The sequence below is a fragment of the Streptomyces akebiae genome (assembly GCF_019599145.1).
Lineage (GTDB): Bacteria > Actinomycetota > Actinomycetes > Streptomycetales > Streptomycetaceae > Streptomyces > Streptomyces akebiae.
On record NZ_CP080647.1, the window covers coordinates 10,157,574 to 10,178,329 of the forward strand.

Annotated in this window: 16 protein-coding genes; 8 read left to right on the forward strand and 8 right to left on the reverse strand. The window is 72.3% G+C overall.

Translation table 11 applies throughout. The features are described from left to right. Nucleotides 1–62: 62 nt before the first annotated feature. The 4 genes from pabB to K1J60_RS44025 are packed head-to-tail and all read left to right on the forward strand — an operon-like array spanning nucleotide 63 to nucleotide 7,179. A complete protein-coding gene (gene pabB / locus K1J60_RS44010) occupies nucleotides 63–2,246 on the forward strand; it encodes an aminodeoxychorismate synthase component I (protein ID WP_220651127.1) in 2,184 nt (727 codons plus the stop codon). Then, entirely contained in the window at nucleotides 2,243–4,393 is a 2,151-nt protein-coding gene (locus tag K1J60_RS44015) for a molybdopterin oxidoreductase family protein (protein WP_220651128.1), read from the forward strand. The genes pabB and K1J60_RS44015 overlap by 4 nt, the downstream gene beginning before the upstream one ends. A gap of 27 nt (nucleotides 4,394–4,420) precedes the next feature. After that, on the forward strand, nucleotides 4,421–5,656 hold the full coding sequence (locus tag K1J60_RS44020; protein WP_259408203.1) for an NAD(P)/FAD-dependent oxidoreductase: 1,236 nt from the start codon (nucleotides 4,421–4,423) through the stop codon (nucleotides 5,654–5,656). Then, nucleotides 5,653–7,179: an FAD-dependent oxidoreductase gene (locus K1J60_RS44025; RefSeq protein ID WP_220651129.1), complete on the forward strand. Its 1,527-nt coding sequence runs from the start codon at nucleotides 5,653–5,655 to the stop codon at nucleotides 7,177–7,179. The genes K1J60_RS44020 and K1J60_RS44025 overlap by 4 nt, the downstream gene beginning before the upstream one ends. Nucleotides 7,180–7,208: 29 nt before the next feature. Here K1J60_RS44025 and pdxR read toward each other — a convergent pair whose 3' ends face one another. Beyond that, nucleotides 7,209–8,744 carry a MocR-like pyridoxine biosynthesis transcription factor PdxR gene (gene pdxR / locus K1J60_RS44030; protein ID WP_220651130.1) on the reverse strand — a complete coding sequence of 512 codons (1,536 nt, stop codon included), beginning with the start codon at nucleotides 8,742–8,744 and terminating at the stop codon, nucleotides 7,209–7,211. Nucleotides 8,745–8,974: 230 nt separating this feature from the next. On the opposite strand from pdxR, the gene K1J60_RS44035 reads away from it, so the two are divergent. Both K1J60_RS44035 and K1J60_RS44040 read left to right on the forward strand, forming a co-directional pair. Then, the gene (locus K1J60_RS44035) at nucleotides 8,975–9,508 is read left to right on the forward strand and encodes a P-loop NTPase family protein (RefSeq protein WP_220651131.1); all 534 of its coding nucleotides are present in this window, start codon (nucleotides 8,975–8,977) and stop codon (nucleotides 9,506–9,508) included. A gap of 45 nt (nucleotides 9,509–9,553) precedes the next feature. Then, nucleotides 9,554–10,081, forward strand: coding sequence for an SMI1/KNR4 family protein (locus tag K1J60_RS44040; protein WP_220651132.1), 528 nt, complete (start codon nucleotides 9,554–9,556; stop codon nucleotides 10,079–10,081). 39 nt (nucleotides 10,082–10,120) lie between these two features. Here K1J60_RS44040 and K1J60_RS44045 read toward each other — a convergent pair whose 3' ends face one another. Further along, the gene (locus K1J60_RS44045) at nucleotides 10,121–10,768 is read right to left on the reverse strand and encodes a DUF1963 domain-containing protein (RefSeq protein ID WP_220651133.1); all 648 of its coding nucleotides are present in this window, start codon (nucleotides 10,766–10,768) and stop codon (nucleotides 10,121–10,123) included. A gap of 375 nt (nucleotides 10,769–11,143) precedes the next feature. Between K1J60_RS44045 and K1J60_RS44050 the strand changes: the two genes are divergently transcribed. Continuing rightward, a complete protein-coding gene (locus K1J60_RS44050; protein ID WP_220651134.1) occupies nucleotides 11,144–12,013 on the forward strand; it encodes a L,D-transpeptidase family protein in 870 nt (289 codons plus the stop codon). Nucleotides 12,014–12,155: 142 nt separating this feature from the next. On the opposite strand, the gene K1J60_RS44055 is transcribed toward K1J60_RS44050, so the two are convergent. Next, a complete protein-coding gene (locus K1J60_RS44055; RefSeq protein ID WP_220651135.1) occupies nucleotides 12,156–12,917 on the reverse strand; it encodes a nuclear transport factor 2 family protein in 762 nt (253 codons plus the stop codon). 172 nt (nucleotides 12,918–13,089) lie between these two features. Then, nucleotides 13,090–13,956 carry an SDR family oxidoreductase gene (locus tag K1J60_RS44060; protein ID WP_220651136.1) on the reverse strand — a complete coding sequence of 289 codons (867 nt, stop codon included), beginning with the start codon at nucleotides 13,954–13,956 and terminating at the stop codon, nucleotides 13,090–13,092. A 344-nt stretch (nucleotides 13,957–14,300) separates the two neighbouring features. On the opposite strand from K1J60_RS44060, the gene K1J60_RS44065 reads away from it, so the two are divergent. Then, nucleotides 14,301–15,209, forward strand: coding sequence for a helix-turn-helix domain-containing protein (locus K1J60_RS44065; protein ID WP_220651137.1), 909 nt, complete (start codon nucleotides 14,301–14,303; stop codon nucleotides 15,207–15,209). A 271-nt stretch (nucleotides 15,210–15,480) separates the two neighbouring features. On the opposite strand, the gene K1J60_RS44070 is transcribed toward K1J60_RS44065, so the two are convergent. The 4 genes from K1J60_RS44070 to K1J60_RS44085 form a co-directional block, all read right to left on the reverse strand. After that, nucleotides 15,481–16,836, reverse strand: a complete 1,356-nt coding sequence (locus tag K1J60_RS44070) for an MFS transporter (protein WP_220651138.1) — start codon at nucleotides 16,834–16,836, stop codon at nucleotides 15,481–15,483. A gap of 120 nt (nucleotides 16,837–16,956) precedes the next feature. Next, on the reverse strand, nucleotides 16,957–17,727 hold the full coding sequence (locus tag K1J60_RS44075; protein WP_220651139.1) for an SDR family NAD(P)-dependent oxidoreductase: 771 nt from the start codon (nucleotides 17,725–17,727) through the stop codon (nucleotides 16,957–16,959). Beyond that, nucleotides 17,724–18,971 carry an acyl-CoA dehydrogenase family protein gene (locus K1J60_RS44080; protein ID WP_220651140.1) on the reverse strand — a complete coding sequence of 416 codons (1,248 nt, stop codon included), beginning with the start codon at nucleotides 18,969–18,971 and terminating at the stop codon, nucleotides 17,724–17,726. Before K1J60_RS44080 ends, K1J60_RS44075 begins: the two co-directional genes overlap by 4 nt. A gap of 54 nt (nucleotides 18,972–19,025) precedes the next feature. Further along, on the reverse strand, nucleotides 19,026–20,720 hold the full coding sequence (locus K1J60_RS44085) for an AMP-binding protein (RefSeq protein ID WP_220651141.1): 1,695 nt from the start codon (nucleotides 20,718–20,720) through the stop codon (nucleotides 19,026–19,028). Nucleotides 20,721–20,756: the final 36 nt, after the last annotated feature.

A 20,756-nucleotide genomic window follows, 5' to 3' on the forward strand; every position in this document is an offset into this window, starting at 1 on the left:
CGACAACGCCGGCAGCCGAGCCCTCGGTCAGGGCCGTGCCGTACCACTCCAGGGAGGTCACCATGCGAACCCTGCTCGTCGACAACTACGACTCCTACACCTACAACCTCTTCCAGCTGATCGCGCAGGTGAACGCGGTCGAACCCGTGGTCCTGCACAACGACTCACCGGACTGCGCGCGGCTCGACCTGAACGCCTTCGACAACGTGGTGATCTCTCCCGGTCCGGGCGATCCCACCCGGCCGAAGGACTTCGGCGCCTGTGCGCCGATCATCGAATCGGCCCGGCTGCCCGTACTCGGCGTGTGTCTGGGGCACCAGGGAATCGCCGCCGGGTCGGCCGCGGAGATAGTGCGGGCCCCGGCGGCCAGGCACGGGCACCTCACCGCCGTGCGCCACGACGGACGCGAGCTCTTCCACGGCCTTCCGCAGGACTTCACCGCCGTGCGCTACCACTCGCTGTGCGTACGGGAGCCGCTGCCGCCGGAGTTGGAGCCGACCGCGTGGGCCGAGGACGGGGTGCTGATGGGCCTTCGGCACCGTACCCGCCCGCTGTGGGGTGTGCAGTTCCACCCGGAGTCGGTGGCCACGGAGTTCGGCTACGAGTTGTTCGGCAACTTCCGGGATCTCACGGAGCGGTTTCACCACGAGCGCGGTTCCGCGCGCCGGAGGGCGCCCGTCCGCTCCGGTACCCGTCCGGTATCCGTGAGGGCAGCCTCACGACCCGCACCCCGACCCGTCGAGCCACGCCCCTACCGCCTGCACTCCCGGATCATGGAGTCGCCGCTGGACACCGAGGCCGCCTTCACCCGGCTCTTCGCCGACTCCTCGCACGCCTTCTGGCTCGACAGTTCCCTGATCGACCCGCGGCTGTCCCGCTTCTCGTTCCTCGGCGACGCCTCCGGCCCGCTCTCCGAGATCGTCCGCTACCGCGTCGGCGACGGTGCCGTCGAGGTCACGGAGGCGGGCGGGCAGCCCCGACGGGTCGGCGGCACCGTCTTCGACTATCTGCAGACGGCGCTGCGCGCCCGCCGCGTCGAGAGCCCCGCTCTGCCCGTCGACTTCTCCTGCGGCTACGTCGGCTACTTCGGCTACGAACTCAAGGCCGACTGCGGTGCCGGCGCGAAGCACACCTCGCCCACCCCGGACGCGTTCTGGATCTTCGCCGACCGGCTGATCGCGGTCGACCACCAGCAGGGCGCCACCTACCTGCTGGCCCTCAGCGACGGCAGCCCGCGCTCCGACCGTGACGCGACCGTCTGGCTGGAGCACACCGCCGCCGCGCTGGCCGCGCTGCCCCGCCCCCGGCCGACGCCCGTCCCCGACCAGCGGCCCGTCGACGACGCGCTGCTGGAACCGGCGCTCGTACGCGACCGCTCCCAGTACCTCGCCGACATAGCCGCCTGCCGACAGCAACTGCTCGCCGGGGAGAGCTACGAGATCTGCCTGACCAACGCCGTCCGGGCGCCCCGCCCGGCCGACGGGCTGCGCTTCTACCGGTCGCTCAGACGATCCAACCCCGCCCCGTACGCCGCCTATCTGCGCCTGGACGGCATGGAGATCGCCTGCTCCTCCCCGGAGCGGTTCCTGCGCATCACCCGCGACGGCATGGTCGAGACCAAGCCCATCAAGGGCACCGCCCGGCGCGGCGCGGACGAGGCGGAGGACGCCAGGCTGCGCCGGGAACTGACGACCAGCGCGAAGGTACGGGCCGAGAACCTCATGATCGTCGACCTGCTCCGCAACGACCTCGGCCGGGTCTGCGAAGTCGGCAGCGTCACCGTTCCCCGGCTGATGCGCACGGAGACCTACGCCACCGTGCACCAACTGGTGTCCACCATCCGCGGCCGGCTCCGCGCCGACGCGGACGCCTTGGACTGCGTCCGCGCCTGTTTCCCCGGCGGTTCGATGACGGGGGCGCCGAAACTGCGGACGCTGGACATCATCGACTCCCTGGAGACCGAGGCACGCGGCGTCTACTCGGGCGCCATCGGCTTCCTCTCCTGCAACGGCACCGCCGATCTGAACATCGTCATCCGGACCGCCGTACTGACCGAGGAGGGCCTGCACGCCGGCGCCGGTGGTGCCATCGTGCTCGACTCCGATCTCGTCGAGGAGTACGAGGAGATGCTGCTGAAAGCGGCCACATCGCTGCGGGTGCTGCTCGCGGACACGCCCGGCCTGGACGCCGCGCCCCCGACCGAGCGCGTCGTACCGACGCGGGCCGCGGAGGGCGGGCTCCGATGAACGGGCAGGCCGACGGGGTCCGTACGCACTGCCCGTACTGCTCCCTGCAGTGCGGGACGGTGCTGCGGCCCGACCCGGGCGGGGCCGCGCCTCTCGCGGTCGCCGGGTGGCCGGAGTTCCCGGTCAGCCAGGGGGCGCTGTGCGGCAAGGGGCAGAACGCCGTCGACCTGCTGGGCCCGGCGGGGCGGCTCGGCACCCCACTGGTCCGCGACGGCCGGGGTGCCCGGCTGCGACCCGCCACCTGGGACGAGGCGCTCGGGCGCGTGGCCTCGGGGATCCGGTCGGCACAGCGCGCGTACGGCCGGGACGCCGTCGGGGTGTTCGGCGGCGGCGGGCTCACCAACGAGAAGGCGTATCTGCTGGGCAAGTTCGCCCGCGTCGCGCTGCGGACGTCGGCGATCGACTACAACGGCCGGTTCTGCATGTCGTCGGCGGCGGCCGCCGTGAACCGGGCCTTCGGCGTGGACCGGGGGCTGCCGTTCCCGCTCGCCGACGTCGCCGGTACCGACTGCCTCCTGCTGGTCGGAGCGAACCCGGCCGACACGATGCCGCCCGCCCTGCGCCACCTGACCCGACTGGCCGACCACGGCGGCCGGTTGATCGTGGTCGACCCCCGCCGCACCCGCACCGCCGCGCGGGCCGACCTGCACCTGCGCCCCCTGCCCGGCACCGACCTGGCGCTGGCCCTCGGCATGCTGCACATCGCCCTAGCCGAGGGCCATGTCGACGAGGACTTCGTCGCCGCCCGCACGACGGGCTTCGAGGCCGTCCGCGCCACGACGACGGAGTACTGGCCGGCCCGCGTCGAAGGACTGACCGGTGTGCCCGCCCACCGGATACGCGACGCCGTACGGATGTTCGCCCAGGCGCCCACCGGAATGGTGCTCACGGCCCGCGGCAGCGAGCAGCACAGCAAGGGCACCGACACCGTGCACGGCTGGATCAACCTCTGTCTGGCCCTGGGCAAGGCCGGCCGCCCGTACAGCGGGTACGGCTGCCTCACCGGTCAGGGCAACGGGCAGGGCGGGCGCGAGCACGGGCAGAAGGCCGACCAACTGCCCGGCTACCGCAGCCTGAGCGATCCGGTGGCGCGGGAACACATCGCCCGCCTCTGGGGCGTCACCCCCGGCGAACTGCCCGGTCCCGGCACCTCGGCCTACGAGATGCTCGACACCGCGGGCACGCCCGACGGAGTCCGGGCACTGCTGGTCATCGGCTCCAACCCGGTCGTGTCCGCGCCGCACGCGGACCATGTGGAGCGGCGGCTGCGTGAGCTGGACCTGTTGGTGGTGGTGGACGTCGTACGGTCCGAGACGGCCGAACTCGCCGATGTCGTCCTGCCGTCGGCCCAGTGGGCGGAGGAGACCGGCACCCTGACCAACCTGGAGGGCAGGGTGATCCTGCGCCGCAAGGCCGTCGAGCCGCCCGCCCAGGTGCGCACCGATCTGGAGATCCTCTCCGCCCTCGCGGCCCGGCTGGGCCGCACCGAGGGCTTCCCGGCCGATCCGCGCCTCGTCTTCGACGAACTGCGGGCCGCGTCGGCCGGCGGCCGGGCCGACTACGCCGGGATCAGCTACGAACGGATCACCGCGGAGAACGGGGTGTTCTGGCCGTGCCCGGCGGACGGACACCCCGGAACGCCCCGGCTGTTCCTGGAGTCGTTCGCGACGCCCGACGGCCGGGCCCGCATGGTGCCCGTCCACCACCGGCCGGCTGCCGAGACCACCGACGAGCGGTATCCGCTGCACCTGATCACCGGACGGCTGCCGGCCCACTACCAGAGCGGGGCGCAGACCCGTCGGGTGGCCGCGTCACGGGCCGCCGCACCGGAGCCGTACGTCGAGATCCACCCCGCCACGGCGGCCCGGCTCGGCGTGGCGGACGGTGAACCGGTGACGGTGACCAGCAGGCGGGGCACGGCCGTCGCCCCGGCCAGCCTGAGCACGGACATCCGCCCGGACGTGGTGTTCATGCCCTTCCACTGGCCCGGGCCGGGACGCGCGAACACGGTCACCAACCCCGCGCTCGACCCGGTCTCGCGGATGCCCGAGTTCAAGGTGTGCGCCGTGCGCGTGGCACCGGTGGCCGCGCTCCGTTCCCGCCTGCCCGGGCGGCCGTCCGCGGCGGCCGCCGTACAACCCCTGTGATCGGTCGATCGGTTCCTGGAGGTACCCGTGGGAAGGGAAGACGGCGCCTCGCGCCGCGTTCTCGTGGTCGGCTGCGGCATGGCGGGAGCCCGGTTCGTCAGCAGGCTGACGGCCTTGAACCCCGACATCCGGATCACCGTCCTCGACGGTGAACTCCGCCCCGCCTACAACCGCACGCTCCTGACCGGAGTCCTGGCCGGCCACCACCGCCCCGAGGACATCGCCCTGCCCCTGCCGCCCGGCGTGGACCTGCGGGCCGGAGTCCGTGTCGTGGCCGTGCACCGGGCCACCCGCACGGTCGTCGACTCAACCGGCGCCGAGCACACCTACGACACGCTGGTCCTGGCGACCGGCAGCCGCCCCCACCACCCCTGGCCACACACCCGCCCGGCCTCGGGCGGACACCACCTCCACACCCTCGCCGACTGCCGGCACCTGACCGCCGCCTGCGCCGATGCCCGCACCTCCGTGGTCATCGGCGGCGGCCTCCTGGGCGTGGAGACCGCTCTTGCCCTCGCCGCCCGCACCCTCCCGGTGACCCTCGTCCACCGGGGACCCCACCTGCTCCACCGCCGCCTGGACCCAAAGGCCGGCGCGCTGCTCCGCCGCGTCCTGGAGGACGCGGGCGTCACGGTCCGGACGGGGACGCCCGCGTCGGGTTCCGCCGACGGGCCCGGGGGCCCGGGGGTGCTGCTCGGGAACGGGGACGTGGTGAGCGCCGATCTCGTCGTGGTCACCGGCGGTACACGGCCCCGGGTCGGGCTCGCGCGTGCGGCGGGGCTCCCGGTGCGGGCCGGCGTGGTGGTCGACGACACGCTGGCCAGCGTCGGCGATCCGGACGTGTACGCCCTCGGGGACTGCGCCGAACACCGCGGGGTCGTGCACGACACGGCCGTGCCCGCCTGGCAGCAGGCCGAAGTGCTCGCGGCCAGGCTGTCCGGCCACGATCGGCACGCGCGGTTCACGGGCGCACGCACCCTCACCCGCCTCATCACGAAAGAGGTCGACCTCGCGGTGTTCGGCGAGGCCACCACCGGGATCGGGGCCGGCGCCCGGGACGGTGCCAGGACCGACGTGCTCTCCGTCTCGGACGACCGGCGGCGCGTCTACAAGAAGATCGTCACCCGTCGCGACCGCGTCGTCGGCGGCATCCTGCTCGGCGATCTGTCCACCGTCGACACGGTGCGCCGGGCCTACGAGGCGACCGAACCGCTGCCCCCAGGCCGCCTCCACCTGGTCTCGACCCTCGGAGGCGACGGATGACCGCCCGCCTGGTCCTGGTCGGCCACGGCATGGTCGGCCACACCCTGCTGACCGCCCTGGACGCACGCGGCGCGTTACGGGACCGGCGGGTCACGGTGGTCGCCGAGGAGGACGTACCGCCCTACGACCGCATCCGGCTCTCCCGGTATTTCCACGAGACCGACCCGGAGAACCGCCTGTTCCGGCGGACCGGACCCACGGGCCTGCTCCTCGGCGAGCCCGGATTCGGCGATCGTACGGGCCTGCGGACCCGCCTCGGGGACCCCGCTGTGGCGGTGGACCGCCGGCACCGCCGGGTGACCACGGCCGTCGGCCGTGTCATCGACTACGACCACCTGGTCCTCGCCACCGGCTCCCGCCCCCTCGTCCCGCCCGTACCCGGAGCCGACGCCACCGGCTGCTTCGCCTACCGGACGGTCGCGGACGTACGGGCCGTCCGGGCGCACTGCGAAGCCACGGGCGCGGGCGTGGGCACGGTGATCGGCGGCGGGCTGCTGGGCCTGGAGGCCGCAGGCGCGTTACGGGCCCTCGGACTGACGGTCCACGTCGTCGAGTCCGCTCCCTGGCTGATGCCCCGGCAACTGGACGAGTACGGCGGCTGGACGCTGCGCCGCCACATCGAGGACCTGGACATCGCCGTCCACACGGGCACCCTCCTCACCGCCGTCGCGACCGACGCGCGCAATCGGGTCACCGGCGTGCGGCTCCGGCCACCCGGCGGTGCGTCACCCGTCGCGGTCCGTGCCGATGTGGTCGTGTTCGCGGCGGGGGTACGGCCCCGCGACGAACTCGCCCGGTCCTGCGGGCTCGCCGTGGGGGAGCGGGGCGGCATCGTCGTCGACGAGACCTGCCGCACCGAGGACGAGCGGATCTACGCCATCGGGGACTGCGCGCTCACCCCCGACGGACGCGCGCCCGGAATGCTGGCCCCGGGCAACGCCATGGCCCGGGTGGTCGCCGACCGACTGACCGGCGGCAGCCAGACCTTCACCGGCTGGGACACGGCGACCCGGCTGAAACTGCTCGGCGTCGTCGTCGCCTCCTTCGGCGACCGGCCGGAGGAGGCGACGGGGGCGTCCGAGGTCTTCGAGGCGACGCACCTCGACACACGGGCCGGGGTGTACCGCAGTCTGCGCGTGTCGGGCGACGGACGGCTGCTCGGCGGGACGTTCGTGGGGGACTCCTCCGGCTACGCGGCGTTGCACCCCCTCGTGGGCAGCGGCCGTCCACTGCCCGCCCCCGTCGAGGAACTCGTCGTCCCCGGACCGCCCCCGGGGTGTTCGGCGGCCGTCGGGCCACTGCCGGACGAGACGGTGATCTGCCACTGCCACGACGTCCCGGCGGGCACGGTCCGCTCCGCCGTCCGGGGCGGCTGCGCCGACCTGGCGGCGATACGGCACCGCACCCGCGCCGGCAGCGGCTGCGGGGGTTGCGCGGAGACCGTGGCCGCGTTGCTGGCCGAAGGGCCGCCCACCCCCGGCATCGGCACGACAGCGACGACGGTGACAAGCAGCCCCGTGTGACAGCCCGCACCGGGCAGCGCGGAAGGACGTCAGTCCATCGCGCGGGCGGACCGCTCGAACGCGGCGGCGATCCGGCGCACACCGAGGACCGCCTGCTCGGGCGGGGTGGAGCCGAATCCGAGGACCAGCGCCGGAACGGGGGTCGCCCCGGCGGAGTGGTAGGAGGAGAGCGGATAGACGGTGGCCCCGGAACGGACACTGAGCCGGGCCAGCCGGCGCTCGTCCGTACCCGGCGGGAACCCGGCGACCAGATGCGTGCCGGCCTTCGGTGACATGACCCGCACCAGGTTGCCGAACTCGTCGTGCAGCGCGCGGACACAGGCTTCCCGCCGCTCCTGGTAGGCCTGGCGCATCCGCCGGATGTGACGGGCGAAGTGATGGTCCGCCATGAAGTCGTGCACGGCCGCCTGTTCGAGCAGCGGTGGCGCCCCGTACCCGAAGTGCTGGGCGGCGGCCACGACGTCCACGAGGTCGGGCGGGAGAACGGCGTAGGCGAGCCGCAGAGCGGGGAACAGCGCCTTGTTCAGGGTGCCGAGATAGATGACCCTGTTCGAGGCGTCCATCCGCTGCAGCGGCGGGAACGGGCTGCCGGAGGAGAACTCCCCGTCGTAGTCGTCCTCGATCACCCAGGCGTCCGACCGCGCCGCCCAGCCGAGCAGCTGCCCGCGTCTGAACTCCGTCATACGGCGACCCGTCGGGAACTGGTGATTGGGGGTCACCACAGCCATGCGCGCCCAGGGGTAACGGCTCTCGCCCGAGGAGACGCACAGTCCCTCGTGGTCGACGTCCACCGGGCAGGGGACGACACCGGCGGCCAGGAGTGCGGCCCGGGCACCGGGAAAGCCCGGGTTCTCGACCAGCACCTGTTCCCCGGGCTCCAGCAGGAGACGGGCCAGCAGATGGGTGATGGTCCGTGTACTGCTGGTGATCACCACCTGTTCCGCCGTGCAGGACACCCCACGTGCCAGGCCCAGATAAGCGGCCAGTTCCTTGCGTAAGGGCCAGTGGCCGAGCGGGTCCTGAGCGTGCGCCAGGGAGATCGGGAGCCGGGCGGCGCGGCGTGAGAGGACGCGCGACCAGAGTTTGGCAGGGAAGAGGTCCAGCGCCGGTACGCCGAGGACGAACGGCTGCGCGGCCGCGCTCTGCGGGCTCGCGTGCCGTTCGCCGCACGCGGGCGCGGCCTGGAGCATCAGCCGTGCGGTCCCGGAGAGCCGGTACGCCCGGCCCGGCTCCTCGGGTGGCGCCGGCAGCCGGGTCACCTTGGGCGTTGCCCCGTCCTCCCGTCGGCCCTCGCCGTGGCGGACGGCCACATGGGTGCCCGAGCCCACCTGCCCGGTGGCGAACTGTTCCGTCACGAGTCGTTCGTAGGCGACCAGCACGGTGTTCCTGGAGACCTGGAGCTCCTGGGCGAGCGTCCGGGTGGCGGGCAACCTCACACCGGGGCGGAGTTGCCCGCTGCAGATGGAGTCCTTGAGACGTTCGTAGAGCTGTTGGTAGAGAGGCTCGGGCAGGTTGCGGTCGAGTGCGAAACCGCCTGACGGCAGTGCTGTGGACTCACGCGGCACGGCCTGTGCACCTCCTGGATCGCGTGGGAAGGGCTCGTGGCGCTGTACCTGGTCGGGTGCCACCCGTCCGGAAACGGCGGGGGCCACGCCAGGAGACGTGAGCACCGACGGAGGGTGCCAGTTACCGTTCCGGAGTACGGGACACGCGTGCCGCCTGAGCCGTCCGAAAACCCCCGGCACCGGGAATCGCCTCCACGCGATCACCGGCCGTCGGTAGCGTGATCGTCGTGATGGTGGGCACCGAAGAAACCCGGCTGGTCGTACTGCGCGGCAACAGCGCCTCGGGGAAGTCGTCCGTCGCGGCGGGCCTGCGGGAACGGTTCGGCCGCGGCCTGGCCCTGGTCGGCCAGGACAACCTCCGCCGCACGGTGCTCCGCGAACACGACCGGCCGGGCGCGGCGAACATCGGCCTGATCGACCTGACGGCCCGCTACGCCCTCGACGCGGGATTCCATGTCGTCGTCGAAGGCATCCTGTACGCCGACCGGTACGGCGACATGCTCGCCCGACTGCGTGCCGACCATCGCGGCCCGACGCACGGCTACTACCTGGACGTGCCGTTCGACGAGACCCTCGTCCGGCACGCCTCCAAGCCGATCGCCGACGTCGTCGACGCGACCAGGTTGCGGGACTGGTACCGGCCCCACGATCTGCTGTCCGGCGGAATCGAGACGGTCATCTCCGCCGACAGCGCCCTGGGGGAGACCGTGGACCGCATCATGACCGACACCGGCCTGGCCCACCTGCCCGCGACGGACCGCTGATGGTGGCTTGTTCGCGACAGGCCGCCGTGTCGCTAATCTGTGCGAGTGACCCCTGTTGATGACCGGCGGTTCCCCGCCGCGCTCGCCGCCGCCCTGGCCCTTCCGTTCGTCTACGCGGACGGTGACGGGGTCGACTTCGAGCCGTTCGAGACGTTCCTGTCCGAAGAGGAGACCACCGACTGGTTCCGGGCATGGACGGGAAACGGGCAACTGGACGGCGACGCCTTCCGCGTCTTCGGCCAGGACGGCACGGGTGGGTACGCGGCGTTCTGGCTGATCCGGCCGGGCCGGCCCCTGGCCGATCAACCCGTCGTCTTCCTCGGCTCCGAGGGGGAGACCGGTGTCGTGGCGCGGGACCTGGGCGACTTCCTGTGGCTGCTGGCCGATGGATTCGGCCCCTGGGAAGCGGCCACCTCGTACGAGCCCGACCGGACCCCGCGTCCGGATCACGAGCTGACGGCCGTCGCCGAACGATTCGCACCGGAGCGCCGTCGGTCGGCCGCCGCCGTGATCGACCTGGCCGCCCAGGAGTTCCCCGACTTCGACGACACCGTCATGGCACTCTGCCGCTGATCCCGCGCGTGACAGCGGCGGAAGGACCGTCCGGCTGCGTCAGCCGACCATGTCGAAGCAGGCGCGGGCCTCGGTGAAGCGGCCGACGGCCAGGTCGTCCCGGCGGATCACCCAGTAGACGACCCCCAGTTCGCCGTCGGTCAGGTCATCGCCCCCGACCTCCGCGAGCAGCACCCAGTCGCCCGGACCGTGGTCGTGGTCGGTGATGGGGTGCCCGTTCCAGACCCAGGGGTAGCCGCCGATCTGCACCGGCCCCTCGGTCTGCATCTCGCCGCAGGTCTTCCACCACACCGACCCCAGCTCACCGCCGTGCGGGAACTCCTCGGTGTCGGAGCCGCGGTTGGGCAGCGAGGGGCCGATCGCCAGGAGGAGATCCTTTGCCGGGTGGACCTCCGGCGGCCAGTCCCCACCCGGAGCACGTTCGGACACGGGCGTGCCGACCGGCACGTGGATGAGCCGGGCCCAGTCGTCGTCGCCCCACGGGTCCTCCGTGTCCGCGAAGAACAGCAGCGTGCCGTCCGTCGGCAGCGGCAGGTCCGTCGCACCCGGAGGGATGGCCGCGAGGTCGACCGCGGCGAGGAACGGCAGGTCCGGAACGGGCTCGCCCTCGGGCATCGGCGGCAGCCCCCCGAGCCGCCCCGCCACCGCGCCGTCGGCCGAGGCCTGCCCGGCAGGCCTCAGCGTCACACAGGGCCGGACGGTCCTGAGCCACCGCTCGACCTCATCCTCCGGTAAACCACGACTACGGGCTTCGTCACGGAAAGGGTCCATCGATTCCATCTCGCCGAGTATGCCAGCGACGCCGATCATCGCCTGGTGCCTGCAGCAGCGTGTACGGCGCTTGCGCGGTTCTTCCCACACCCTGACAACTTCCTGATCTCCGCCCTCCACGCTGGCCCCATGCACGACGAGGAATCCACACATCACACCGGAGCGACGCCGGCCCCGGCGGGCACCGCGCGCCACCGAAGGACGGGAACACGTCCTGGTCACCACCACGGGCGGCGGTCGGGCCACAGTCGAAGGGGCAACGGTCACCGAGGTGCTCCGGAGCGCGGCGCGATGAGACGTCTGCCCGTGCCGGCCGCGGTCCTGGCCCTGACCCTCACGCTCGCCGTCACTCTGGCCGACCGCGGCGGCCCCGGCGACGAGCCGACGAGGGTCGCGCCCTCGGCCGCCGGTGGGCAGGACGTCCAGGCCGTCGCGCCTGCCACGACCCCCGCCGGGCCCGGACCGACCACGGCCGGTGAAAGAGGCGCGGACACCGAAGCGGACGCCAGAGCCAAGGCCAAGGCGGACGCTGAAGCAGATGCCCAGACAGCGGAACCGAGCCCTTCCGCCGCGACCGACCTGCCGGGCCTCGGCCCCCGGACGCTCGCCGAGATCCCCGACAACGCCCGGCAGGTCGTCCTGGTCACCGGAGAGGCCAAGAACTCCCCTGACGCGCACGTGGTGTTGTACCAGCGCACCGACGACGGCGGCTGGGCCGCCGGGAGGACCTGGGCCGCGCACAACGCGCTCAGGGGCTGGACCGACGACCACTACGCGGGCGACCTGCACTCGCCCACCGGTGTGTTCACCCTCAGCGACGCGGGCGGACTGCTCGCCGACCCGGGCACGAAGCTGCCCTACGACCGGTCCGGCGGCTTCACCATCGGCGGCACCGGATTCGAGGGCGAGCCGCTCGCCGGCTCCTTCGACTACGTGATCGCGATCGACTACAACCGCAAGCCGGGCACCTCCCCCCTCGACTGGACCCGCCCGCTCGGCGCGAACCGCGGGGGCGGCATCTGGCTGCACGTCGACCACGGGGGACCCACCCACGGCTGCGTGAGCCTGGCGAAGCAGCACATGAAGGAACTGCTGCTCGCGCTCGACCCCGCGCTGCACCCGGTGGCCGTCATGGGCGACCACACGTCCCTCGCACGCTGACGACCGATCCGGACGAGGTCGTGCAGGTCGTGCAGGTCGTGCGGAGAGGCGGGAGGCGTGGGGCGTGGGGCGCGGGCGGGGTCGGTGCGGAGCCGGGTGAGGGTTCGCCGGTTCTGGTGAGTCCGGGCGTAGTACGGGCCGGTCAGAACAGGCCGTTGCCGTGCGGCAGTTCGGCCGGGACGGGGGCGATGACGTCCCAGTGCTCGACGATCCTGCCGCCCTCGACGCGGAAGAGGTCGTAGTAGGCGACGGGCCCGCCGAACTCGCCCTCGGACTGGGTCAGGACGAACTCGCCCTCAGCGATGATCTTGTGGACCTTCTTGTAGTGGAGGTTCTTGCCCTGCTCGGCCCACTTGGCCGCGGCCGCCCCGAAGCCGTCGAGGCCGTCCGCGGCGTCGGTGTTGTGCTGGTGGTAGGTCTCGGTGGAGATGTAGTCGGTGAGCACCGAGTAGTCGGCGCCGACGAGGACCTTTTCGGCGAAGTCGGCCACCAGGGCGCGGTTGGCGTCCGTCCTGTCGGTCTCGGTGACCGTCGCGGGGCCGTCGGTCTGGGAGCGGCCGGAGACGGTGTCCTTGACCAGCGGGGTCAGGGCGTCCCAGTGCTCGGCCAGCTTGCCGTCGGCGTCGATCCGGAAGATGTCGAACCCGACGAGCGGGTCAGGGCCGAAGCCGTAGTAGGTGCCGTGCAGGGCGACGAGGTCACCGTCGGCGATGACTCGGGCGCCTTCGTAGCGGAACTCCTCGCCCAGGCCGGCGACGAGTCCGCGCAGGGCCTCGGGCCCGTCGGCGGCGAGCGCGCTGTGCTGCCTGTAGTCCGCTGCCACCCAGCGGTCCACGGCGGAGGGGTCCTTGTCGCCGAACAACTCGGTGGCGGCCTGAAGGACGGAGTTCTTGGCGTTGCTCATGACTGTCTTCCTTGCTCGGGAACCTGGCCGGGACGGATGGGTGATCCAGCGGCGATGTGTTCAAACTATGCCGACGACATCAGTAGTTCCGCGATAATTGCGACTGATGATGTTCAAAAAGCGACACACTTGCCTTGCTGTGGCCTGACTGGGGACTCGGCGGCGGTGTGGGTCAGCGCGCTGCGGCGCGCATGACGTCGGCGAGGGGCGTGGCGGGGCGGCCGGTGAGGCGCGGCACGGCATCACTGACGCCGTCGAGCTCACCGGAGGCGATGGCCGTGTAGGTGGACACCCAGGCGTCCAGCTGCCAGGACGGAGCGCCGTAGGAGGCACGGGAGGCGTAGGCCTCCTCGACCGTCTCCCGCCGGTAGGTGACGGCGCGTCCGAGCTGCTCGGACAGGATGGCGGCCGCGTCGTCCAGCGTGAGCGACTCGGGCCCGGTCAGGTCGTACGTCATGCCCGGGTGGTCGTCCGGCCGGGACAGCACGGCGACGGCCGCGTCGGCGATGTCGTCCTGGGCGACGAACGAGGCGCGCCCGTTGTCGGCCGGACCGCGGATGGCGCCGTCCTCGCCGACCAGGTCGGGGACGAAGTCCGCGTACACATTGTCCCGGAGGAAGGTGTACGCGAGTCCGCTCGCGCGGATGTGCTGCTCGGTGTGGAAGTGGTCGCGCGCCAGGGTGAAGGTGGCGTCAGGTGCCGCACCGTAGAAAGAGACGTACACCAGGTGCCGCACACCCGCTTCCGCGGCGGCATCCACGAACGCCTTGTGGTGGGCGAGCCGGTCGGCGCTCTCGGCGGCGGAGACCATGAAGAGGGTGCGGGTCCCCGCGAGGGCCTCCCGTACGGCGTCCTGGTCGGCGTACGCGCCGCGCACGGCGACCGCCGCGGTCAGCCGAGGGGCGCGCTCCAGGCTGCGGACCAGGAGTTTCTGCGGGATGCCTCGCTCGGCGAGTCGCCGGGCGACGCGTCCGCCGAGCCGCCCGGTGGAGCCGGTGACGACGGTCGTGGGAGCGGATGCGCCTGCTGTTTCGAACATGCCTGCTTCTCTTCCTTACGGTGACGACGGTGGGCTTTCCGCCGCTTGTCGGTGGACGGGCCGGTCTCGGAGAACATCAGTCATACGGCGGGGAGCGGGCGGAGTTCGTCCGCCGAGGTCCGTGGGGGCGTCGGCACGGCAGGCGAGAGTATTGAATCCGGCACCGATTCCCAGCACGAGCAAGATGCCGTCCATGGGCGCGTCGTCGAGCCACCGTCCCTCCCGTCGCCGTCCCGTGCCGCCCCTTTCCCCTTTCCCCTTTCGCCAAGGAGACGTTCCGTTCGCACAGCGGCACGACCAACGTACGAAGAACGCTGGGAGCCAGCCGGATAAACTTCCGACCGATGATGGCCAAGAACCGACATGACTCCTCGTGCGACATCCCGGAGATCCTGTTCGCCGCGCCCGCCGGAACGCCCGTCGGCATCGAGGTCATGTCGCTGGCCGAGCTACGGCGGCGGGTCCCCGAGCACACTCTCGCCCGGCCCCAGCGCCCCGACTTCCATCATCTGCTCACGCTCACCGCGGGCGACCTCCGGCACGTCGTCGATTTCGACGACTACGCCCTGCGCCCGGGCTCCTGGCTGTGGGTACGCCCGGGGCAGGTGCAGCAGTGGGGCGACCTCGCCCATGCCGAGGGCACCTTGATTCTCTTCCGGCAGGACGTGCTGGACCCGGCCACGGCGACAGCCGCCAGGATCGACGATCCGCACGCACCGGTCGTCACCACTCCGGTCGCCGCCGACTCCGAGGCGGTGAACATGGCCGCGGACCACCTGAGCCACGAGTTCCAGTCGCTCGGTCACCTGCCTCTCGACATGCACATCGCGGCACTGCGGCACCTCCTCGCCGTCCTGGTCCTGCGACTGGCCCACCTCACCGTCCCGGTCGGCAGCCCCGCTCCGGAGCCCGACGAGACCTATCTGCGCTTCCGGGACGCGGTCGAACGGCACTTCGCCGCCACCCGACGGGTGGAGGACTACGCCCACATGCTCGGCTACTCGGGGCGCACCCTCTCCCGGGCGACCCTGGCGGGCGCCGGGATCGGAGCGAAGGAGTTCATCGACCGCCGGGTCGTGCTGGAGGCGAAGCGTCTGCTGGCGCACAGCGACGAGAGCGCGGCGCAGATCTCGGATCACCTGGGCTTCGTCACGCACTCCCAGTTCAGCAAGTTCTTCCTGCAACGCGCCGGCTGTACCCCGATCGACTTCCGCGACGGGGTCCGGGGTCGCGACGACGGCCCCGAGCCGTAGGCGGCCCTCGGCCGGGGCTCCGACCATGGGTGAATGGCCCACGTCACGGGTGTCACGGGCCGGAGTCACCCGCACCAACTCCGGGCCACTTGGGTTCACCAGGTGAGAGCCGGCCAGCCGGTCCACCGGTCGGACGCCGAATCCTGTCAGTGCGGCTGCCGCGATCACGGGCGGGGAGGGCGTCCGTGATCGCGGCAGTGTCGTCCGGCTCGTACGATCCGCACGGGGGAGCCTCTGCTCCGCTGCTCGCCTCGGCGGGGAACCAGGCTGGTCAGGCTGGGGTGAGCCTGTCCTTGACGTCGGTGGTGGCCTCCGGGGCCGCGTCGACGGCGCGATGCCTGGTCTCGCCCAGAGCGATGACACAGACCAGGCTGAGCAGTCCGAGCGCGGCGATCATGAGGCCGACGGCGTAGCCGCCGTAGCTGCCGACGAGTTGGGCCGCGAGCAGCGGGGCGACGGCTCCGCCGAGGACGCCCCCGAGGTTGTAGCCCATTCCGGCGCCGGTGTAGCGGTAGCGGGTGTGGAACATCTCGGGCAGGTAGGCGCCGACCGGGCCGTAGGCGATCCCGAAGATCGCCAGGGTGCCGAGGAGGGCGACGGCGAAGCCGGTCACCGACCCGGTGTCCATGATCGGGAAGAGGACCAGCGCCCAGGGAATCGACAGCGCGCAGCAGGTGACGATCACTCTGCGGCGTCCGAACCGGTCGGACACGATTCCCGACACCGCCGTGGTCACGCCGAACACGACCGCGGCGACGATGTTGAGGATCAGCACGGTGCGGCGCTCGAGTCCGGCCCCGGCGGTGCTGGTGGCGTAGCTGGTGAGGAAGGCGGTGCCCAGGTAGAACAGCGCGAACACGATCGTCAGTACGCCGCCGGCGAGCAGGACCTCGCGGGGCTGGGCCCGGAAGACGTCGAGGATCGGGGGCTTGGCCCGCTTCGCCGCGTCGTTCCGCCGCTCGCGCTCGTTGCGAAAGGCCGGCGTCTCCTCGATGGCCGTGCGCACCCACAGGCCCAGGCCGACGAGGACGGCGCTGAGGAGGAACGGGATCCGCCAGCCCCAGTCGAGGAAGGCCGGGTTGGTCTCGCCGAGCGCAATGTTCACGGCGAGGAAAGTGCCGCTGGCCAGGGCGAACGCGAAGGCCGCGCCGAGTTGGGGAAAGACGCCGTACAGCCCGCGCTTGGCCGGTGGGGCGTACTCCGCGGCGAGCAGGGTCGCGCCGGCCCACTCACCGCCGACGGCGAGGCCCTGCAGGAAGCGCAGGACCACCAGGGCGACGGGCGCGGCGACACCGATGGTGGCGGCGCCCGGGAGCAGGCCGATCACGACCGTGGAGATCCCCATCAGCATGAGCGTGGCGATGAGGGTGTTCTTGCGGCCCAGGCGGTCGCCGTAGTGCCCGAACACGATCGCCCCGAGCGGGCGGGCGACGAAGGCGACCGCGAAGGTCGCGAACGAGGCGACGGTCGCCGCGGCGCTGCCCAGTGCGGGGAAGAACACCTGCGGGAAGACCAGGGCGGCGGCCGTGCCGTAGATGAAGAAGTCGTAGAACTCGATGGTGGTGCCGACACAACTGGCGGTGGCGACACGGCGCATGGACGTCGAGCGGTTCGTTGGGTGCTCCATCTGACTCTCCGTTGACTCAGCAGAACAGGGCGGGGACGAGGGGAAGGGGACTTCGGAACCACGGCGGGGGGAGTGAGGGAGTGGGCGAAGAATGGGAACGCGGAGTTCTCTCTCCTTTCGTCAACGGGGCGCCATCCGGATGGCGCCGTCGAGGCGGATGACCTCACCGTTCAGCATCGGGTTCTCGGCGATGTGGCGGACCAGGGCGGCGAACTCGGACGGATCACCGAGGCGGGCCGGGTGGGGCACCTGGCTGCCGAGCGAGTCACGGGCGTCCTGAGGGAGCCCCGCCATCAAGGGGGTGTCGAAGAGGCCCGGTGCGATGGCCATCACCCGGATGCGGTGCCGGGCCAGTTCGCGGGCGGCGGGGAGCGTCAGCCCGGCGACGCCGGCCTTCGAGGCGGCGTACGCGGCCTGGCCGATCTGTCCGTCGTACGCGGCGACCGAGGCCGTGGCGACGAGCACCCCGCGTTCGCCGTCGACGCTCTCGGTCTCGGAGATGCGGTGGGCGGCGAGCCGGAACACGTTGAAGGTGCCGGTCAGGTTGACGTGGACCACACGGGCGAAGTCGTCCAGGGCGAGCGGTCCTTCCCGCGACAGCATGCGCCCGGGAGTGGCGACCCCCGCGCAGTTCACGGCCGTACGCAGCGGAGCGGGCTCGCCTGCGGCGTCCACGGCCGCCCGGACGTCGTCGGGATCGGTCACGTCGCAGGGGACGAAGCGCACCGTGGGCCCGATGGCGGCGAGTTCCGTCGCGACAGCCTCGCCGGGGGAGGAGGGCAGGTCGGCGATCACCACATGAGCCCCGGCGCGCAGCAGTTCGGTGGCGGTCGCTCGGCCGAGACCGCTGGCGCCGCCGGTGACGAGGGCGGCGGTTCCGGTGAGGTTCACGACCGGCTCCCTTCCAAGGACTCAGGGAAATCAGGGGAGGCGAGGGAGAGGACGTGGGCGACAGGCCCGCGGCGGCCACGCGCGAGTTCCCGGCTGATGACCATGCGCTGGATCTGGTTGGTGCCTTCGAAGATCTGCATCACCTTCGCCTCCCGCATGTACCGCTCCACGGGGAAGTCCCTGGTGTAGCCCGCGCCGCCGAAGACCTGGACGGCGTCCGTGGTCACCCGCATCGCGGCCTCGGTGGCGACCAGCTTGGCGATACTGGCCTGGCGGCCGTACGGCAGACCGGCGTCCTTGCGCCGCGCCGCCGACAGCAGCGTCGCGCGGGCGGACTCCACGGCCGCCTCCATGTCGGCGAGCAAGAACGCCAGCCCCTGGTGGTCGATGATCGGCCGGCCGAACGCCTCCCTCTCCTTCGCATAGGCCACGGCGTCGTCCAACGCCCCCTGTGCCAGCCCGACGGCGACGGCCGCGATGCCCAGCCGACCCGCGTCGAGGCCGGCGAGCGCCAGGGACAGGCCCTGGCCCTCCGCGCCGATCCTGCGCCCGGCGCAGACGCGTACGCCGTCGAAGCGCATGGTCGCGGTGGCCTGCGCCGTCAGACCCATCTTGCGTTCCGGGGGGTCGGCCGACAGGTTCGGCGCGTCGGCCGGGACCAGGAAGCAGGAGATGCCCTGGCTGCGGTGCTCGCCGGTGCGCGCCATGACGGTGTAGAAATCGGCGTGCCCGCCGTGGGTGGTCCACGCCTTCTCACCGCGCAGTACGTAGTCGCCGCTGTCGCCCCCGTCGGTCTCCTCCCGGTCGGCGCGGGTGCGCATCGCGGCCGGGTCGGAGCCCGCGTGGGCCTCCGACAGGCAGTACGCGCCCAGCAGTTCCCCGCCGAGCATCTCCGGCAGCCACTGCCCCCGCTGCTCGTCGGTGCCGTGGTTCGCCAGCGCGAAACAGGACAGCGCGTGCACGCTCACCCCGATGCCGACGCTCGCCCAGCGCGCCGAGATCTCCTCAAGGACCTGCACGTAGACCTCGTAGGGCAGTCCGGCGCCGCCCCACTCCTCGGGGAAGGGCAGCCCGAGCAGCCCGGCGCGGCCCAGTGTGCGGAAGACGTCGCGCGGGAAACGCTCGGCGGCCTCGTCCTCCGCGGCGCGCGGAGCCAGTGCTCCGTCGGCTATGGCGCGTGTCAGCTCCAGCAGCTCCGCGGCCTCCTCGGTCGGCAGCAGTCGGGACACGGGTGTGCGGGACATCGGGGCGAACCTCCACTGAGCGGATGGAGCGAGAGACGGGCCGTCTGCGACGGTTCAGGACTGCCGGATCTCCAGAGCGCGCCGCTCGCGCAGCAGGAAGCGCTGGATCTTGCCGCTGGGTGTCTTGGGCAGCCGGTCGGTGAAGTGCACGGTCCGGGGATAGGCGTGCGCGGCGAACCTGCGCTTGACGAGGTGCTGCAGCTCCTCGGCGAGGGCCGCGTCGCCCGCCGCCGGATCACCCAGCACGACGTACGCCTCCAGCACCTCGCCGCGCAGCGCGTCCGGCACCCCCACGACGGCCGCCTCGACGACGCTCTCGTGCTGCACCAGCACGCTCTCCACGTCGAACGGGCCGATCCGGTAGCCCGCCATGATGATCACGTCGTCGTCGCGGGCGGAGAAGAAGAAGTCGCCGTCGGCGCTCCGGGCGCCCGCGTCGCCGGTGAGGTACCAGCGGCCGTCGGCGCTGAAGCGCTCGGCGGTCTTCTCCGGTGCGTCCGCGTACCCGGAGAACCACAGCAGCGGACTGCCGGTGACGTCGATCGCGACGCGGCCGAGAGTGCCCGGCGGCGCCGGCTCGTCCCGGTCGTCGTGCAGCACCTCGGCCGACCAGCCGGGCAGTGGCCTGCCCATCGAGCCGGGCGGGACCGACGTCCGTACGGCGTCGGCCCAGCCGCCCACGATCACCATGCCGTGCTCGGTCTGCCCGTAGTGGTCGCGTACCGCCACGCCGAGGGCCTGCTCGGACCAGGAGACGACTTCCGGTGTGAGCGGTTCACCGGCCGATGAGGCCCGCCGCAGCCGGACGCCGTCCGGAACGGGCTCGGCCGCGGCCTTGAGGCTGCGGTAGACAGTGGGAGCGGCCGCGAAGTTCGTGACGCCGAAGGTGCGGAGCACCTGCCAGGTGAGAGCCGGGCTGAAGCCTGCGTGCAGCAGCAGGCTGCGGGTGCCGGTGGCCAGCGGGCCGAGGACGGCGTAGTACAGGCCGTACGCCCAGCCGGGGTCGGCGGCGTTCCAGAACACGTCGTCGGGGCGGACGTCGAGGCCGAACTCCAGGTACGCCTGGAAGGAGGCCAGTGCCTTGACAGGCACGGGGACACCCTTCGGCGTGCCCGTCGTGCCCGAGGTGAACAGCTGGACCAGCGGCCCGTCCCCGCCCACGGCGACGGGCCGGCCCTGCGGCTCGTCTCCGGCGTAGCCGGCCAGCAGTCCCGCGAAGGAGAGGGCGCCCTCGTCCGACGTGTCACCGGCGACCACGGTCAGCCAGGCCGGATCGGCCGGCATGTCGTCACCGGGTGCGAGCTTGGCGCGCTGATCCGCGTCGACCACGACGACCTTCGCCCGGCCGGCGTCGAGCCGGAGCCGAATCGCGGGTGGGGCGAACGCGGTGAACAGCGGCAGGTGCACCGCACCCCGCCGCCAGATGCCCAGCAGTGCCACGACCAGGTCGGCTGACTTGCCCATCAGCGTGGCGACGGCGTCCCCCGGCTCGACACCCAGATCGGCCAGCGCGGCGGCGAAACGGGCCGACTCGCGGCGCAGCCGTCCATAGGTGAGGTCTTCGGCGGACAGGTCCGCGTCCACGACCGTGAAGGCCACCGCCTCCTCGGGGTGGCGGTCGCACAGCAATTCCGCGGCACAGGCGTCCGGAGAATCGAAGAGCGCGAGCAGTTCCCGCACCCGCTGCTCCGGCGCGGCCGGGGCGGGGGAGTGCTCCCGCACCTCAGCGGAACGACCGTGGGTAGTCACGACAGCCCACTCCCTTTCTCATGGACAGGACCTTTT

What these genes read in the sequence shown, in the direction of transcription:
- pabB (WP_220651127.1), top strand. Translation starts at nt 63, where the DNA reads ATGCGAACCCTGCTCGTCGACAACTACGACTCCTACACCTACAACCTC.
- K1J60_RS44015 (WP_220651128.1), top strand. Translation starts at nt 2,243, where the DNA reads ATGAACGGGCAGGCCGACGGGGTCCGTACGCACTGCCCGTACTGCTCC.
- K1J60_RS44025 (WP_220651129.1), top strand. Translation starts at nt 5,653, where the DNA reads ATGACCGCCCGCCTGGTCCTGGTCGGCCACGGCATGGTCGGCCACACC.
- K1J60_RS44035 (WP_220651131.1), top strand. Translation starts at nt 8,975, where the DNA reads ATGGTGGGCACCGAAGAAACCCGGCTGGTCGTACTGCGCGGCAACAGC.
- K1J60_RS44050 (WP_220651134.1), top strand. Translation starts at nt 11,144, where the DNA reads ATGAGACGTCTGCCCGTGCCGGCCGCGGTCCTGGCCCTGACCCTCACG.
- K1J60_RS44055 (WP_220651135.1), bottom strand. Translation starts at nt 12,917, where the DNA reads ATGAGCAACGCCAAGAACTCCGTCCTTCAGGCCGCCACCGAGTTGTTC.
- K1J60_RS44060 (WP_220651136.1), bottom strand. Translation starts at nt 13,956, where the DNA reads ATGTTCGAAACAGCAGGCGCATCCGCTCCCACGACCGTCGTCACCGGC.
- K1J60_RS44065 (WP_220651137.1), top strand. Translation starts at nt 14,301, where the DNA reads ATGATGGCCAAGAACCGACATGACTCCTCGTGCGACATCCCGGAGATC.
- K1J60_RS44070 (WP_220651138.1), bottom strand. Translation starts at nt 16,836, where the DNA reads ATGGAGCACCCAACGAACCGCTCGACGTCCATGCGCCGTGTCGCCACC.
- K1J60_RS44080 (WP_220651140.1), bottom strand. Translation starts at nt 18,971, where the DNA reads ATGTCCCGCACACCCGTGTCCCGACTGCTGCCGACCGAGGAGGCCGCG.